Consider the following 16,720-nt stretch of genomic DNA (forward strand, 5'->3'; position numbering starts at 1 on the left):
TGCCGCCGGTGGTGAGGATCAGCGCACAGCCGGCCTCGTCGGCGAGCTCGCGCAGGGTGCGCTCGATCAGCGCCCGCTCGTCGGGGATCAGGCGGGACTCGGCGCGCCACGGCGAGCGCAGCGCGCGGCCCAGCCACTCGGTGAGTGCCGGGATGCCCTGGTCCTCGTAGCTGCCGTCGGAGGCGCGGTCGCTGATGGAGACCAGGCCGATGGTGATGGTGTCGCTCATTCCTCGTCTTCCTCGCGGTCGGGGTCGGATGCTTCGTCGGGCGCCTCACTGCCCGAGGCCTGCGCCTCGAGATCGCGCAGCACACGGAACAGCTCCCGGAAGGCCTTCGGCGGCTTGCCCTGCTCGCGCTCCTTCAAGGCGTTTCGGCGCAGGTTGCGCAGGTGCTGCAGGTCGGCGCCCGGCCAGGTGTCGGCGATCGTGGTGAGGACCTTCTCGTCCTCGAGGTAGTCCGCGCGCAGCCGCTCGAGGCGGTGCTGGCGCGCCACCTCGGCAGCCGAGTTGCCGTTGAATACGTCGAGCTGGGCCTGGATCGGCGCGGGATCCACGTTGCGCATCAGCTTGCCGATGTACTGCAGCTGGCGGCGGCGGGCCTCCATCTTGAAACCCTGCGCGGCACGAATCGCCTCGTAGAGGTTTTCGGGCAGCGGCACCTTGCGCAGCCGCTCCGTCGACAGCTCGACCAATTGCCGGCCGAGGTCCTGCAGCGCCTCCATCTCGCGCTTGCGGCTGCTCTTGCTCGGGCCTGCGTATTCGTTTTCGTCGGTGTGCTCGTCGCCGCCGTGGTGCGGCGGATGGCGGGAATCGGAATGCATCGGGGAAAGGGCACCTGGCGGGATCGGGGTAAGATTATAGCCTTTGCTCACTGGTGTCCTGCCCATGTCCGCTCCAGGCTTCTCCTTCACCCAGGCGCAACTGCGCGAAATCGCTTCCGACATCCTGAAGTACGCGGCCAAACGCGGCGCGAGCGACTGCGCGACCGACGTCTCCGAAGGGTTCGGCCAGTCGATCGCAGTGCGACGCGGCGAAGTCGACACCATCGAGTACAACCGTGACAAGGGGGTCGGCGTCACCGTCTATCTCGGCCAGCAGCGCGGCTACGCGAGCACCTCCGACTTCTCGAAGAAGGCGATCCGGGCAACGGTTGACGCGGCATTGTCGATCGCGCGCTTCACCGCCCCGGATCCCTGCGCCGGCCTCGCCGAGGCTGCACTGATGGCGAAGGACTGCCCCGATCTCGACCTCTTCCACCCGTGGAACATCGAGATCGACGAGGCGATCGCGCTCGCGCGCCGCTGCGAGGACGCCGCCTTCGCGGTGAGTCCCGAGATCGGCAACTCGGAGGGTGCGCAGACTTCGATCCAGCAGGCCCAGTTCGCCTCCGCCAACAGCCACGGCTTCCTCGGCGGATACGCGACCAGCCGCCACGGCCTGTCGTGCTCGGTGATCGCGGGCAAGGACGACGCGATGCAGCGCGAGTTCTGGTACGACTCGCGGCGCGACGCCGCCGAGCTGATGTCGCCCGAGGCGATCGGCCGCCTCGCCGGCGAACGCGCGCTGGCCCGGCAGGGCGCGCGCAAGATCACCACCTGCGAGGTGCCGGTGGTGTTCGAGGCGCCGCTCGCCGTTAGCCTGCTCGGCAACTTCGTGCATGCGGTCAGCGGCGGCGCGCTCTACCGCAAGTCCTCCTTCCTGCTCGACAGCCTGGGCCAGCAGGTCTTCTCGCCGGTGGTGAACATCGCCGAGCGCCCCCACCAACCGCGGGCCTTCGGCTCGACCGCCTTCGACAGCGACGGCGTCGCCACCCACGACCGCGAGGTGGTGATCGACGGCGTGCTGCAGGGCTATTTCCTCTCCACCTATTCGGCGCGCAAGCTCGGCATGGAGACCACCGCCAACGCCGGCGGCTCGCACAACCTGCGCGTGAAGGCGGGCGACAAGGACCTCGACGGCCTGCTGCGCCAAATGGGTCGCGGCCTGCTCGTGACCGAACTGCTCGGCCACGGCGTGAACTACGTCACCGGCGACTACTCGCGCGGCGCGGCGGGCTTCTGGGTCGAGGACGGCGTGATCCAGCACGCGGTCGAGGAGATCACCATCGCCGGCAACCTGCGCGAGATGTTCCTCAACGTGCTCGCCGTGGGTAACGACGCGCTGCCGCGCGGCGCCAAGCATTGCGGCTCGCTGCTGATCGAGCGCATGAAGATCGCCGGTCACTGATCCGCCGGCCGCCGGCGCACCACCATGACCGTATAATCATCAGGTGTTTTTCCCAGCATCCCTCCAGCAAAGACAAGGAGAAATCGTGGAACGTCGTTCCTTCCTGAAAAAAGCCGGTGCCGGCCTGGCCGCAGGCGCCGCCGTCAGCCTCGCCGCCTGCGGCCAATCCGAACAGGCCGCGGCGCCGGCTGCCGCTACCGGCAGCGCGCCTGCGGGCGCGCCCGCGGTTCAGACCGGCCTGCCCGAGATCAAGTGGCGCATGACCTCGAGCTTCCCGCGCAGCGTCGACACGCTGTTCGGTAGTTCCGAGATGCTCGCCAACCGCCTGCGCGAGATCACCGGCGGCAAGTTCGACATCCGCATCTTCCCGGCCGGCGAGATCGTTCCCGGTCTGCAGGCGCTCGACGCCGTGCAGCAGGGCACGGTCGAGATGTGCCACTCCTGCTCCTACTACTACGTCGGCAAGGACAAGACCTTCGGCATCGGCACCGCGATCCCGTTCGGCCTCAATGCCCGCCAGATGGATGCCTGGATCATCGCCGGCGGCGGCCAGGAGCTGCTCGACGAGTTCTACAGCAATTACAACGTCTATTCCTTCCTCGGCGGCAACACCGGTGTCCAGATGGGCGGCTGGTACCGCAAGAAGATCGAGACGGTCGACGACATCAACGGCCTCAAGATCCGCATCGCCGGCATCGGCGGCGAGATCCTGTCGCGCATGGGCGCGATCCCGCAGCAGATCGCCGGCGCCGACATCTACCCCTCGCTCGAGAAGGGCACGATCGATGCCGCCGAATGGGTCGCCCCCTACGATGACGAGAAGCTCGGCTTCCACAAGGTCGCGCCCTACTACTACTCGCCGGGCTTCTGGGAGCCCGGGCCGGCGGTGCACTTCTACGTGAACAAGGCCGAGTGGGACAAGCTGCCGAAGGAATATCAGTCGGCCTTCCGCTCCGCCGCGCGCGAAGCCCACATCCTGATGACCGCAACCTACGACCACAAGAATCCGCAGGCGCTCGCCCGCCTGCTGTCGCAGGGCGTGAAGCTCGAGAACTTCTCGCACGACATCATGAAGAAGGCCTACGAGGTGGCGAACGAGCTATACGCCGAGGAGTCGGCCAAGAACCCGGCGTGGGCGAAGATCTATGGCGAATTCGACAAGTACCGGAAATCGCAGAACGCCTGGTTCAGCGTCGCCGAGGCCGGCTTCGACCGCTTCATGCAGTCGGTGCGCTGAGCGCCTGACCCCGTCCGGCACACCGGACCGGGTACTGCCCGCCCCGCCGCGGGAATGGACGAAGAAAAGCCGGAGACCCGCGAGGGCTCCGGCTTTTCTCTTGCCGTCGGGCGGAATCAGCCGCCCTGCAACTGACGCATGAGGTCGGACCCGCCGCCCGCTTCACTCCCCTGGCCCCCGCCGCTGCCGGGGATCTGCCGCTGCATCTGCAGCTGGAGGTCGAGCGGTACCTCCTCCACCGCCTGCACCTTGCCGCCGTCGCCATACGACACCAGCCCGGGGAAGGCGATGATCAGGCCCACCATGATGAGCTGGATGAACAGAAAGGGTACCGCGCCCCAGTAGATCGAGGAGGTCTTCACCTTCTCCGGCGCCACCGAGCGCAGGAAGAAGAGCGCGAAGCCGAAGGGCGGGTGCAGGAAGGACGTCTGCATGTTCACCGCGATCAGTACGCCGAACCAGATCAGGTCGATGCCGAGCTTGTCGGCCACCGGCGCGAGCAGCGGGATGATGATGAAGGCGAGCTCGAAGTAGTCGAGGAAGAAGGCGAGCACGAACACCAGGAGGTTCACCGCCACCAGGAAACCGGTCTGGCCACCCGGCAGCGAGGTCAACAGGTGCTCGACCCACAGGTCGCCGTCGACGCCTCGGAAGGTCAGGCCGAACACGGTCGAGCCGATCAGGATGAAGATCACGAAGCATGACAGCTTGGTGGTCGAATCCATCGCCTGGATCATCAGCTTTAGCGACAGACGCTTGCGCGACATTGCCATCAGCAGCGCGCCGAGCGCGCCCATCGCGCCGCCCTCGGTCGGCGTGGCCACGCCGATGAAGATCGTGCCGAGCACCAGGAAGATCAGCCCGAGCGGCGGGATCAGCACGAAGGTCACCCGCTCCGCCATGCGCGACAGCAGGCCAAGCTTCAGCGCACGGTTGAGGACCGCAACGACGAAGGCGATGCCGATGCCGACCATCGCCGACACCACGACCATCTCGTCACGCGGCGCGCCCTCGTCGTAGTACTGGGTGGCGAACAGCCAGGCGCCGGCGACCGAGAGCACGAACAGCACGCCGAGCGATCGCAGGCCGCTCGAACCGTCGTCCTCGCGGATGGTACGCGCCGCGGCCGGCATCGCCGGCGCGCGCTGGGGAGCGATCATCGCCACCAGGGCCACGTAGCCCATGTACATCGCGGTGAGCAAGAGGGCGGGAAGCAGCGCGCCCTGGTACATGTCGCCCACCGAACGGCCAAGCTGGTCGGCCATCACGATCAGCACGAGCGAGGGCGGAATGATCTGGGCGAGGGTCCCTGAGGCGGCGATCACACCCGTGGCAAGGCGGTGGTCGTAGCCATAGCGCATCATGATCGGCAGCGAGATCAGGCCCATCGAGATCACCGAGGCCGCCACCACGCCGGTGGTTGCCGCCAGCAGGGCGCCGACGATGATGGCGGCGAAGGCGAGGCCACCGCGCACCGGCCCGAAAAGCTGGCCGATGGTATCGAGGAGATCCTCCGCCATGCCGCTGCGCTCGAGCACCAGGCCCATGAAGGTGAAGAAGGGCACCGCGAGCAGGGTGTCGTTGGCCATGATGCCGAAGATGCGCTCGGGCAGCGCCTGGAACAGCGCCGGATGGAGCAGCCCGAGCTCGATGCCGATGAGGCCGAACAGCAGCCCGTTTGCCGCCAGCGCGAAGGCCACCGGGAAGCCGAGCAGGAGGAAGACGACGAGTACCGCGAACATCAACGGCGCCATGTTCGCGATCAGGAATGCGCTCATTTCCGCTCGCCTCCCTCGCTCGCCTTGACCGCGGCGACGATCTGCTCCTCGATCCCGCCTCCGGCCGACCTGTCGAGCGGATCGGGGCCGCGGTCGACGATGAAGGCGATGCGCTTGATCAGCTCCGACACCGCCTGCAGGACGAGCAGGCCGAGCCCCACCGGCAGTAGCATCTTGACCGGCCAGCGGATCAGGCCACCCGGGTTCTGCGACATTTCGCCGGAAACGTAGGAATTCATGACGATCGGCCAGGACAGCCACAGGATCAGCACGCTGATCGGCAGCAGGAAGAAGAGGATGCCGAACACGTCCACCCAGTTGCGCGCCTTCGGCGACAGCTTGCTGTTCAGGATGTCGATGCGCACGTGCTCGTTGCGGAGGAAGGTATAGCCGGAAGCGAGCATGAATAGCGCCGCGAACAGATACCACTGGATCTCGAGCAGGGCGTTCGAACTTGTGTTAAACACCTTGCGAACGATCGCATTGCCGGCGCTGATCAGCACTGCGATCAGGACCAGCCAGAGCACGCTGCGACCAACCCGCTCGTTGATCCAGTCGATCACGCGGGAAAGGCTCAACAGGAAGGACACGGAAAGACTCCTCGGGAGAAAATCGGACGCACAGCCACGACTCGTGGACGACGCATTCGCCGCGCACCAGCTCGCCCGAATTTGGTAACCGCTCATTATTTCATATCCCGCCTTGACCGAAAAAGGAAAAGGCGGATCGAAAAGGGATTTTCGCCTTGATCGAGAAGCAGCACGCCCGCCATGAAACCCGCGTTTGCAGGATCTGCGTGATCCGCCACGGAGAGACTGCGTGGAACGCCGAACGCCGGCTGCAGGGTCACCTGGATGTTCCGCTCAACGAGACCGGCCTCGCTCAGGCCGACGCCGCAGCGCGCCATCTCGCCGACGAGCGCTTCGCAGCGCTCTACACCAGCGACCTGCTGCGCACGCGCCAGACCGCGACCCCGCTCGCGCGCAGCCTCGCCCGCGAGATGATCCGCGAACCTCGCCTGCGCGAGCGCCACTACGGCTGCTTTCAGGGGCTCACCTACGAGGAGGCGGCGCTGCGCCACCCGCACGACTACGCGCGCCACAAGGCGCGCGATCCGGACTTCGCCCTGCCTGGCGGTGGCGAGAGCCTGATCGCGTTCCGTCACCGCATCGCCGCGGCGCTGGCGGAGATCGCCGCCCGCCATGCTGGCGAGCGGGTCGCGGTGGTGACCCACGGCGGGGTGCTCGACATCATCCATCGCTTCGCCAGCGGCCAGCCGCTGGAGGCGGCGCGCGACTTCCCGATCCCGAACGCTGCGCTGAACTGGATCGAGTTCGACGACGGCCGCTGGCGGCTGCTGTCCTGGGCCGACCAGGCCCACCTGCAGTTCGCGCTCGACGAGTTGCCCGACCGCTGAACGCCCGCCCGCGCGAGCGTGTCGGGCTGGCGAACGGGGCGTGACGGCCGCCACGCATTAGGGTTTCCGCCGCAGGCAGGATGTACCTCCCTCTTCCTATAATGCGAGTCGAAGCATTGCTTCGAACACATTACAAGAGGAGACACCGTGGAACGTCGCACATTCATCCAGGGCGCCGGCATCGCCGGCATTCTTGCCGCCGGCACCGCACCGGCCATCGTCCACGCGCAGCAACAGATCCGCTGGCGACTCGCGTCGAGTTTTCCGAAATCGCTCGACACCGTCTACGGGGCGGGCGAGGCCTTCGCCCGGTTCGTGTCGGAGGCCACCGGCGGGAAGTTCCAGATCTCCACCCATGCAGGCGGCGAACTCGTGCCCGCCTTCGGCGTGGTCGATGCCGTGCAGCAGGGGACGGTCGAGTGCGCCCATACCGCCCCCTACTACTTCTTCGGCAAGGACGAGACCTTCGCCCTTGATTGCGCCGTCCCGTTCGGCATGACCTCACGTGCGATGAGCGCCTGGATGTACGAAGGCAACGGCCTCAAGCTGCTGCGCGAGTTCTACGCCAAGTACAACATCGTCAACTTTCCGATGGGCAACACCGGCGCCCAGATGGGCGGCTGGTACCGCAAGGAAATCAAATCGGTCAAGGACCTGGACGGCCTGAAGTTCCGCGTCGGCGGTTTCGGCGGGCGCGTGCTCGCCAGGCTCGGCGTGGTCCCGCAGAACATCGCCGCGGGCGAGATCTACCAGGCGCTGGAAAAGGGCACGATCGATGCTGCGGAGTGGATCGGTCCCCATGACGACCTTCGTCTCGGCCTGCAGAAGGTGGCGAAGAACTACTACTTCCCCGCCTGGTGGGAAGGCAGCACACAGTTCTCGCTATACATCGGCGACAAGCAGTGGAACGGACTGTCGAAGGAATACCAGGCGATCGTCACCCACGCCGCGGCAGCGGCGCATGTCGGCTGCCAGGCGCGCTACGACGCGCTCAACCCGGGCGCGCTGAAGCAGCTGATCGCCGAGGGTGCGAAGCTGTCGCGCTTCCCCAGGGACGTCATGGACGCCGCGTTCACGGCCTCGCGCGAGGTCTATGCCGAGCTCAACGACAAGAACCCGGAATGGAAGAAGATCTTCCCCGACTACAGCCGCTTCATGGCCGAGCAGGTGCAGTGGGAGGCGGTGGCCGAGGGCAACTACTCCCAGTACATGTCGGCGCAGAAACTCTGAGCGCGGCACCGGCGGCGCGCTGCGCCGTGCCGCCGGGCCTCCCATCCGACCGCAAGCAGGAGCCGCTTGATCCCATGCCGAGCGTGCCGCCCGCCCAGCTCGGCTTCTTTGTGCACGAACGGTTCCAGGCGTCTTTCATGGAAACCCTCCTCCGCCTCTCCCGCGTCATCGACGCCGTCAGCCGCTTCTTCGGAAAGACGATCATCTGGCTCGTGCTGGCGTCCACGCTGATCAGCGCCGCCAACGCGATCGCGCGCAAGGCCTTCAACCTCAGTTCGAACGCCTATCTTGAGATCCAGTGGTATCTGTTCGCCGCGGTCTTCCTGCTCGGCGCGGGCTACGCCTTCCTGCAGAATGCCCATGTGCGGATCGACGTGGTCGCCGCGAGGCTGTCCTTGCGCACCCGCATGCTGATCGACATCGTCGGCATCGTCGTCTTCCTGCTCCCGCTGTGCTGGTTCATGATCGATTTCTCCTGGCCGGTGGTGAAGGCCGCCTACGAATCGGGCGAGATGTCCTCGAACGCCGGCGGGCTGATCCGCTGGCCGGCCTATGCCCTGGTGCCGACCGGCTTCGCGCTGCTCGGCCTGCAGGCAGTTTCCGAGCTGATCAAGCGCAGTGCCTTCCTGATGGGCAGAGGACCGAATCCGCTCCTGAATGGTCCCCACGACGGCCACGAACAGGCCCCGGGCGAGATCGCCGAGGAGTCGCGCAAGTGATCGAAATGCTCGCCGCCCACATCCCCGAGTTGATGTTCGGCTCGCTGGTCCTGTTTCTGCTCAGCGGCTTCCCGGTGGCCTTTTCGCTGGCGGCCTGCGGCCTGCTATATGGGCTCATCGGCATGGAGCTCGGCCTGCTGCCGGCGAGCCTGTTCCAGGCCCTGCCGCTGCGCGTGTTCGGCATCATGGCCAACGACACGCTGCTGGCCATCCCCTTCTTCACCCTGATGGGCCTGATCCTCGAGCGCAGCGGCATGGCCGAGGATCTGCTCGACACCGTCGGCCAGGTGTTCGGACCGGTGCGCGGCGGCCTCGCGCTCGCGGTGCTCTTCGTCGGCGGGCTGCTGGCGGCGACCACCGGCGTGGTGGCGGCCTCGGTGATCTCGATGGGCCTGATCTCGCTGCCGATCATGCTGCGCTACGGTTACAGCCCGGCGATCGCCAGCGGCGCGATCACCGCCTCCGGCACGCTGGCGCAGATCGTGCCGCCCTCGCTGGTCCTGATCGTGATGGCCGACCAGCTCGGCCGCTCGGTAGGCGACCTCTACAAGGGCGCCTTCATCCCCGCCTTCGTGCTGATCGCGCTATACGCGCTGCTGATCATCGGCCTGGCGATCCTGCGCCCACAGATGGTGCCCGCGCTGCCGCCCGAGGCACGCACCTATCGCGAAACCGACGGCAGCTCGGGCATGCGCTCCCTGGCGGTGTTCGCCCTCCTGGTCAGCGGTGTCGCGGTCGCCTTCGGCCTCTACTACGGCGAGATCCTGGGAGCCCTGCAGGGCAGCGAGGTCCGCCCCGCACTCGACGAGACGATCGTCGTCGCGCTCACCGGGGGCACCCTGCTCGCCTTCGTCGCCGCGCTGGTCAACAAGGCGCTCGGGCTCGGCCTGCTGTCGCGCATCACCGAGCGGGTGACCTTCGTCCTGATCCCGCCGCTCGCCCTGATCTTCCTCGTGCTCGGCACCATCTTCCTGGGCGTCGCGACGCCGACCGAAGGCGGCGCGATGGGCGCGGTCGGCGCGATGCTGATGGCGGTCGCCCGGCGCAAGCTCGACAAGCGCCTGCTCGTGCACGCGCTGGAAGCGACCGCGCGGCTGTCCTGCTTCGTCCTGTTCATCCTGATCGGGTCGACAATCTTCAGCTTCACCTTCACCGCGGTCGACGGCCAGATCTGGGTCGAGCACCTCTTCGAGAGGCTGCCGGGCGGCCATGTCGGCTTCCTGGTGTTCGTGAACCTGGTGGTATTCCTGCTCGGCTTTTTCATCGACTTCTTCGAGATCGCCTTCATCCTGGTGCCGCTGCTCGCCCCAGTGGCCGAAAAGATGGGCATCGACCTGGTGTGGTTCGGGATCCTGCTGGCGATGAACTTGCAGACCTCCTTCCTGACGCCGCCCTTCGGCTTCGCGCTGTTCTACCTGCGCAGCGTGGCGCCGACGAAGGCGTTCACCGACCGCGTCACCGGCAAGGCCATCGCCGGTGTGAAGACGATGGACATCTACCGCGGCTCGATCCCCTTCGTCGTGATCCAGATCGCGATGGTCACGGCACTGATCGCCTTCCCAGGCTTGGTGACCTTCGGGCTGGAGAAGAAGGTGGAGGTAGACCTGGAGAGCATCCGTATCGACGTCCCCGGCACCGCGGGCGGCTGGGGCGAGGACGACGGTGGCTGGGGCGCTGAGCCGCCGGCCGCCGAAGGCGCGACCGAACCTGGGCCCGCGGACGCGGAGAAACGCGAGCAGGGCTGGGGCGGACAGCGCGGCTGGTGAGATCCCGCCGTCGGGATAGGGGAGCGCATGCCGCGCAGGCGGCTGCACCCCATCGGCCCTGCGCCCGCATGATAAACTCCGCGCTCGAACGGAATACCGTCCCCTCTTCACCTTTCCCGACGCCAAAGCCATGTTCTCCTCGCAAGACACCCTCGCCAAGGTCGATCCCGATCTGTGGACCGCCATCCAGGCCGAAAACCGCCGCCAGGAAGACCACATCGAACTGATCGCCTCCGAAAACTACGTCTCCCACGCGGTGATGGAAGCCCAGGGCTCCCAGCTCACCAACAAGTACGCCGAGGGCTATCCGGGCAAGCGCTACTACGGCGGCTGCGAGCATGTGGACGTCGCCGAGCAGCTGGCGATCGACCGCCTGAAGGCGCTGTTCGGCGCCGAGGCCGCCAACGTGCAGCCGAACTCGGGCTCGCAGGCGAATCAGGCGGTGTTGATGGCCTTCGCCAAGCCGGGCGACACCATCATGGGGATGAGCCTGGCCGAAGGCGGCCACCTCACCCACGGCATGCCGCTCAACATGTCGGGCAAGTGGTTCAACGTCGTCGCCTACGGCCTCGACGAGAAGGAGGAGATCGACTACGACAAGATGGAAGCGCTTGCGCGCGAGCACAAGCCGAAGATCATCATCGCCGGCGCCTCCGCCTATTCGCTGCGCATCGACTTCGAACGCTTCGCGAAGGTCGCAAAGGAAGTCGGCGCCATCTTCTGGGTGGACATGGCCCACTACGCCGGCCTCATCGCCGCCGGCTACTACCCGAACCCGGTGCCGCACGCCGATGTCGTCACCTCGACCACGCACAAGACGCTGCGCGGCCCGCGCGGCGGCGTGATCCTGATGAAGGCCGAACACGAGAAGGCGCTCAACTCCGCGATCTTCCCCGGTCTGCAGGGCGGCCCGCTGATGCACGTGATCGCCGCCAAGGCGGTCGCCTTCAAGGAGGCGGCGACCCCCGAGTTCCGCAACTACCAGGAACAGGTCATCGCCAACGCTCGCGTCATGGCGCGCGTGCTGTCCGAGCAGCGCGGCCTGAGGATCGTCTCGGGCCGCACCGAGAGCCACGTCTTCCTGGTCGACCTGCGGCCGAAGAACATCACCGGCAAGGCGGCCGAGGCGGTGCTGGGCAGCGCCCACATCACGGTCAACAAGAACGCGATCCCGAACGACCCCGAGAAGCCCTTCGTCACCTCCGGCATCCGCATCGGCTCGCCGGCGATGACCACCCGCGGCTTCACCGAGATCGAGTCCGAGCAGATCGCCCACCTGATCGCCGACGTGCTCGATGCGCCGGAAGATCAGGCGGTGATCGAGCGCGTGCGCGGCAAGGTCGCCGAGCTCTGCGCCCGCTACCCGGTGTACGGCAAGTAAGCGCGCCGGACAGGGGCTCGCCCCCGCGACGTCCCTGTCCTCCACCGACATCCGCCCATGAAATGCCCCTTCTGCGGCGACCCCAACACCCAGGTCACCGACACCCGCGAGAACGAGGACGGTGACGTCGTACGCCGCCGGCGCCGCTGCGCGAACTGCGACAAGCGCTTCACCACCTACGAGCGCATCGACCTCAAGATGCCGCACATCGTCAAGCGCAACGGCAACCGCACCGAGTTCGACCACGCCAAGCTCGCCGGCAGCATGAAGCTCGCGCTGCGCAAGCGCCCGGTCACGATCGAATCGATCGACGCCGCGGTCGACCGCATCGAGGCGCGCCTGCTGTCGCTCGGCGAACAGGAAGTGCCGAGCGAGAAGATCGGCGAACTGGTGATGAAGGAGCTGAAGGAGCTGGACAAGGTCGCCTATATCCGCTTCGCCTCCGTGTATCGCAACTTCGCCGACGTCGACGAGTTCTCCGAGGTGATCCGAGAAGTGCAGCCCCGTCCGCGTCGCCCGCGCAACGATCCGCCCGCCCCGGCCGACCCCGAGAATGAGCTTTTCGGCGACTGACCATCGCGCGATGGCGCGGGCGCTCGCGCTCGCCGCGCGCGGCCTCGAGAGCACCTCGCCCAACCCCCGAGTGGGCTGCGTGATGGTGCAGGATGGCGACATCGTCGGCGAGGGCTGGCACCGGCGCGCCGGCGAAGCGCATGCGGAAATCCGTGCGCTCGCCGCGGCGGGCGAGAGGGCCAGGGGCGCCACCGCCTATGTCACCCTCGAACCCTGCTCCCACTTCGGCCGCACCCCCCCCTGCGCCGATGCGCTCATCGAGGCCGGCGTCGCCCGCGTCGTGGCCGCGATGCAGGACCCCAATCCGCTGGTCGCGGGCCGGGGCCTCGAGCGCCTGCGCGCCGCAGGGGTCGCGACCGCGAGCGGCCTGCTCGAGGACGAGGCACGCGAGCTCAACATCGGCTTTGTCACCCGCATGACGTTCGGCCGACCCTGGGTGCGGCTCAAGGCGGCCGCCACGCTCGACGGCAAGACCGCGCTCGAGAACGGCGTCAGCCAGTGGATCACCGGCGCCGCGGCGCGGCGCGACGGTCACCGCTGGCGCGCCCGCGCCTGCGCGCTGCTGACCGGCATCGGCACGGTGCGCGAGGACGACCCCCGGTTGACCGTGCGCGACGTACCCTGCGAGCGCCAGCCGCTGCGCATCCTGATCGACGCCCGGCTCGAGGTGTCGCCCGCAGCGCGCATCCTCCAGGGCGCCCCGGTGCTGATCGCCACCGCCAGCGAGCATGCCGACCGCGCCGCGCCACTGCGCGCAATGGGGCACGAGTTGATCGTGCTGCCCGATGCGGCAGGCAAGGTCGCGCTTCCTGCACTGATGGGCGAGCTCGGCCGCCGCGGCATCAACGAACTGCACGTCGAAGCGGGCTTCAAGCTGAACGGTTCGCTGCTGCGTGAGCGCTGCGTAGACGAACTGCTGCTCTACCTGGCGCCAATGCTGGTCGGCGACACCGCCCACGGCCTGTTCAACCTGCCGGCACTCGTCTCGCTGGAGCAGGCGGTGCGCCTCGACATCCGCGACCTGCGCCAGCTCGGCGCCGACCTGCGGATTCTCGCCCGGCTCCGCCCCCCCGCCGCAGCCTGATCATCGCGCCGGGCGGGCACGGGGTCCGAGCGTCAGGCGGGTGAGGAACACACCGGGCAGGCAGGATCCCTGCCGAAACCCACCCGGCGCCACTCCATTTCCAATCCGTCGAGCAGCAGCAGGCGCCCGTCGAGCGGCGTGCCGCAGCCGGCGATCAGCTTCAGCGCTTCGGCCGCCTGGGTGGTGCCGACGATGCCGACCAAGGGGGCGAAGACGCCCATCACCGCGCAACGGACTTCCTCGACGTCCTCGCCCTCCGGAAACAGGCAGTGGTAGCAGGCTGCATCCGCCCGGCGCAGGTCGAACACCGCCACCTGGCCGTCGAAGCGAATCGCCGCGCCCGACACGAGGGGCTTGCGGAAGCGCACGCAGGCGCGGTTGATCGCATGGCGGGTGGTGAAGTTGTCGGTGCAGTCGAGGACGACATCGGCGGCCGCGACCTGCTCGTCGAGCGGCCTGCCCTCCAGTCGCCGGGCGACGGTCTCGATCCGCGTCCCGGGGTTCAGGCGCAGCAGGCTGTCGCGCGCCGACTCCACCTTCAGGCGGCCGACGGCGTCGTTGGCATGGATGATCTGGCGCTGGAGATTGGTCAGGTCGACTTCGTCATCGTCCGCCAGCACCAGGGTACCGACCCCGGCGACGGCGAGATAGATGGCGGCCGGCGACCCCAGCCCACCCGCCCCGACGATGAGCACGCGCGCTCCGAGGAAGGCCTCCTGCCCCTCGACACCGATCTCCGGCAGAAGGATGTGGCGGCTGTAGCGCAGCAGCTGCCCGTCGTCCATCCCTTGCGCCTGCGTCACTTGTACTCGCGCAGCTCGACCGGGACCTCGTCGTGGTCGCCGTGCGCCTGCTTGTCCCAGGCCTGGATGTAGACCTCGTTGGACTGCTTGATCAGGCGCTCGGGTGACAGCAGGTTGTGGCGCTGGGTTTCCTCGGTGAAATACACCAGCGCGCGAACCAGCTTCATGTAGAGCGAGTTGTCGAGGACGAAACCGGCCTCGCGCAGCCCGGTCTCGATCCCCTCCATGGAATAGTCGAGCACGGAGTAGCGCACGATCAGGCTGAGCGCGTGCTGGCTGCGCTCGACGTGGAGGTCCTTGAGCATGCGCAAGGCACGCCATGCGTGCTCCGCCTGCCCGCTCGGAATCCGCTTGAAGCGCAGTTCGCGCGTCTTGACGAGGCCCGTCCCGGGCACCGTCTTCTCATGGTGCCGACCAGCGAGCTTGTACGCGGTTTCGCGACGCATTGAATTCTCCCTCGACCTACTTCTTGCCCGGACTGGTCGGCTGCCCCTTCAGGTGCAGGATCGCTTGCCGCAGCTGGTGGTCGTTCTCGCCCGCGAGCTCGAAGGGCGCGGCCTCGACACCCTCCTCGTCCCCTGCCTGCGGGGCGACATCGCCCGGCGCGGCCTCCGGCTCGCGGTCGTTTCCGAGATGGCCGATGAGGTCGGCTTCCCGCATGCGCCGCGAGGAGCCGTTCTCGCTTTCCTCGACGATGATGTCGGGCGCGATGCCCTTGGCCTGGATCGAGCGCCCGCCCGGCGTGTAGTAGCGCGCGGTGGTCAGCTTGATCGCGGTGCTGCTGGTCAGCGGCAGGATGGTCTGCACCGAACCCTTGCCGAAGGTCTGGGTGCCCATCACCAAGGCCCGCTTGTGGTCCTGCAGCGCGCCGGCGACGATCTCCGAGGCCGAGGCCGAGCCTCCATTGACGAGCACCACCATCGGCAGGTCCTTCGCCCTTGCGGGCAGGCGGCGCAGAAAGTCGTCGCGGGTCCCGCGCAGGTAGTCCTCGGGCGAGGCGCGATACTCGCGCTTGGCGTCCTCGGTGCGGCCGTCGGTCGACACCACCAGGGTGTCCTTCGGCAGAAAGGCAGCGGCGACCCCCACCGCGCCGTGAAGCAGGCCGCCCGGGTCGTTGCGGAGGTCGAGCACGAGGCCCTTCAGCTCTTCCTCGCGCGCCAGCTTCGCGAAGTGGTCGACCATCGCGGCCGCGGTGTTCTCCTGGAACTGTGCGACGCGCAGGTAGCCGTAGCCCGGCTCGATGACTTTCGACTTCACGCTCTGCACCTTGATCACTTCACGTACCAGCTTGACCACGATCGGTGCGCTCTCGCCCTTGCGCGAGATCGTCAGCGTGATGCTGGTATTGGGCTTGCCCCGCATGCGCTTGACCGCGTCGCTGAGGCTCATGCCCTTCACCGGCGTCTCGTCGAGCTTGACGATCAGGTCGCCCGCTTTCACCCCGCCGCGGAAAGCCGGTGTGTCCTCGATCGGTGAGATGACCTTGACGAAGCCGTCTTCCATGCCGACCTCGATGCCGAGCCCGCCGAACTCGCCCTGGGTGCCGACCTGCAGTTCCCGGAACGCCTCGGCGTCGAGGTAGGCCGAGTGCGGGTCGAGCCCGGCGAGCATGCCGCCGATCGAATCGGTGATCAGCTTCTTGTCCTCGACCGGCTCGACGTAGCCCTGCTTGATCGCGTTGAAAACGTCGGCGAACGCGCGCAACTCCTCGACCGGAAGCGGTGTCGGCGACGCCTTGTCGGCAATCGCGGAGAAATTGAGGCTGATCATCACCCCGGCGAACACGCCGGTCATGACGAGGCCGAGCTGTTTCAGCTTGCTGCGCATGAGTACTCCATCAGGGTAAATTCCGTCTCCTTCGACCGACCGTGCGGGCTTCAGTTGCTCACCCACTGCATCGGGTTGAGCGGCCGTCCCTGGTGGCGGATTTCGAAGTATAAACCCGATTCCGCCACCCCTCCGCTCGCCCCCACGTTCGCGATCGACTCTCCACCCGCGACTCGCGCTCCGACCTCCTTGAGCAGCGCGTCGTTATTGCCATAGACGGAAAGATAGCTGCTGCCGTGGTCGATGATCAGGAGATTGCCGTAGCCGCGCAGCCAGTCTGAAAAGACCACCTCGCCGGCCGCCACCGCACGCACTTCGGTGCCACTGGCGGCGCGGATGAAGATACCCTTCCAAGTCGTGCCGCCTTCCGCTCTTTGAGCGCCGAAACGGCCCACGAGTTCGCCGCGCACGGGAAAACTGAGCCGCCCCCTGAGCTGGGCGAAGCTGACCCCGGTGGGCGTGGGTCGGGCGGTGCGGCGCGCCTCCCCCACTACCGGTTCGGCGCGCCTCGGCGGCGGTGCCTGTGGCACCGTCTCGACACGCGCTGCCGCGGCACGCTGGGCCGCGCGGCGCGCCGCTTCGCGCTCGGCGGCGGCACGCTGCTCGGCGGCTCGCTTTTCCGTCGCGCGCTTCTCCGCCGCCTTGCGAGCGGCCTCGCGTGCGGCCCGTTCGCGCGCC

General features: G+C 67.5%; 16 protein-coding genes and 1 pseudogene. 9 read left to right on the forward strand and 8 right to left on the reverse strand.

Annotated features, from left to right (window positions below; translation table 11 throughout):
• Together mogA and yjgA are read right to left on the reverse strand one after the other, a co-directional pair.
• Positions 1-229 (reverse strand): annotated as a pseudogene (mogA, locus tag BB334_RS17355) (molybdopterin adenylyltransferase); the annotation flags it as partial.
• Positions 226-822 (reverse strand): ribosome biogenesis factor YjgA, encoded by a 597-nt coding sequence (gene yjgA, locus BB334_RS01470; protein WP_068803621.1) that lies wholly within the window; start codon positions 820-822, stop codon positions 226-228. The pseudogene mogA and the gene yjgA, both read right to left, overlap by 4 nt.
• A 64-nt stretch (positions 823-886) precedes the next feature.
• Between yjgA and pmbA the strand changes: the two genes are divergently transcribed.
• Both pmbA and BB334_RS01480 read left to right on the forward strand, forming a co-directional pair.
• Entirely contained in the window at positions 887-2,227 is a 1,341-nt protein-coding gene (gene pmbA / locus BB334_RS01475) for a metalloprotease PmbA (protein WP_068803623.1), read from the forward strand.
• An 85-nt stretch (positions 2,228-2,312) separates the two neighbouring features.
• Positions 2,313-3,464 (forward strand): TRAP transporter substrate-binding protein, encoded by a 1,152-nt coding sequence (locus tag BB334_RS01480; RefSeq protein WP_068803625.1) that lies wholly within the window; start codon positions 2,313-2,315, stop codon positions 3,462-3,464.
• A 116-nt stretch (positions 3,465-3,580) separates the two neighbouring features.
• Here the strand turns inward: BB334_RS01480 and BB334_RS01485 are convergent, their stop codons facing one another.
• Together BB334_RS01485 and BB334_RS01490 are read right to left on the reverse strand one after the other, a co-directional pair.
• Entirely contained in the window at positions 3,581-5,242 is a 1,662-nt protein-coding gene (locus tag BB334_RS01485; protein ID WP_068803627.1) for a TRAP transporter large permease, read from the reverse strand.
• Positions 5,239-5,832 (reverse strand): TRAP transporter small permease subunit, encoded by a 594-nt coding sequence (locus BB334_RS01490; RefSeq protein ID WP_068803629.1) that lies wholly within the window; start codon positions 5,830-5,832, stop codon positions 5,239-5,241. The genes BB334_RS01485 and BB334_RS01490 overlap by 4 nt, the downstream gene beginning before the upstream one ends.
• A 155-nt stretch (positions 5,833-5,987) precedes the next feature.
• On the opposite strand from BB334_RS01490, the gene BB334_RS01495 reads away from it, so the two are divergent.
• From BB334_RS01495 to ribD, 7 genes are all read left to right on the forward strand, one after another.
• A complete protein-coding gene (locus tag BB334_RS01495) occupies positions 5,988-6,659 on the forward strand; it encodes a histidine phosphatase family protein (RefSeq protein WP_083200225.1) in 672 nt (223 codons plus the stop codon).
• Positions 6,660-6,806: 147 nt separating this feature from the next.
• On the forward strand, positions 6,807-7,889 hold the full coding sequence (locus tag BB334_RS01500) for a TRAP transporter substrate-binding protein (protein ID WP_068803631.1): 1,083 nt from the start codon (positions 6,807-6,809) through the stop codon (positions 7,887-7,889).
• Positions 7,890-8,026: 137 nt separating this feature from the next.
• A complete protein-coding gene (locus BB334_RS01505) occupies positions 8,027-8,608 on the forward strand; it encodes a TRAP transporter small permease subunit (protein ID WP_068804390.1) in 582 nt (193 codons plus the stop codon).
• The gene (locus tag BB334_RS01510) at positions 8,605-10,374 is read left to right on the forward strand and encodes a TRAP transporter large permease (protein WP_068803633.1); all 1,770 of its coding nucleotides are present in this window, start codon (positions 8,605-8,607) and stop codon (positions 10,372-10,374) included. The genes BB334_RS01505 and BB334_RS01510 overlap by 4 nt, the downstream gene beginning before the upstream one ends.
• Positions 10,375-10,504: 130 nt before the next feature.
• Complete coding sequence (gene glyA / locus BB334_RS01515) at positions 10,505-11,755, forward strand: serine hydroxymethyltransferase (protein WP_068803635.1); 1,251 nt, start codon at positions 10,505-10,507, stop codon at positions 11,753-11,755.
• 57 nt (positions 11,756-11,812) lie between these two features.
• Positions 11,813-12,328 (forward strand): transcriptional regulator NrdR, encoded by a 516-nt coding sequence (gene nrdR / locus BB334_RS01520; protein WP_068803637.1) that lies wholly within the window; start codon positions 11,813-11,815, stop codon positions 12,326-12,328.
• Positions 12,309-13,412: a bifunctional diaminohydroxyphosphoribosylaminopyrimidine deaminase/5-amino-6-(5-phosphoribosylamino)uracil reductase RibD gene (gene ribD / locus BB334_RS01525; protein ID WP_068803639.1), complete on the forward strand. Its 1,104-nt coding sequence runs from the start codon at positions 12,309-12,311 to the stop codon at positions 13,410-13,412. The genes nrdR and ribD overlap by 20 nt, the downstream gene beginning before the upstream one ends.
• A 32-nt stretch (positions 13,413-13,444) precedes the next feature.
• On the opposite strand, the gene BB334_RS01530 is transcribed toward ribD, so the two are convergent.
• From BB334_RS01530 to BB334_RS17360, 4 genes are all read right to left on the reverse strand, one after another.
• On the reverse strand, positions 13,445-14,197 hold the full coding sequence (locus BB334_RS01530; protein ID WP_068803641.1) for a HesA/MoeB/ThiF family protein: 753 nt from the start codon (positions 14,195-14,197) through the stop codon (positions 13,445-13,447).
• Positions 14,198-14,211: 14 nt separating this feature from the next.
• On the reverse strand, positions 14,212-14,661 hold the full coding sequence (locus tag BB334_RS01535; RefSeq protein ID WP_068803643.1) for a hypothetical protein: 450 nt from the start codon (positions 14,659-14,661) through the stop codon (positions 14,212-14,214).
• Between the two features lie 16 nt (positions 14,662-14,677).
• Positions 14,678-16,042: a S41 family peptidase gene (locus BB334_RS01540; protein ID WP_068803645.1), complete on the reverse strand. Its 1,365-nt coding sequence runs from the start codon at positions 16,040-16,042 to the stop codon at positions 14,678-14,680.
• Between the two features lie 50 nt (positions 16,043-16,092).
• On the reverse strand, positions 16,093-16,720 hold a 628-nt coding region (locus BB334_RS17360), incomplete at its 5' end, for a murein hydrolase activator EnvC family protein (protein ID WP_158014342.1).

This window comes from Thauera phenolivorans (assembly GCF_001696715.1).
GTDB classification, from domain to species: domain Bacteria; phylum Pseudomonadota; class Gammaproteobacteria; order Burkholderiales; family Rhodocyclaceae; genus Thauera; species Thauera phenolivorans.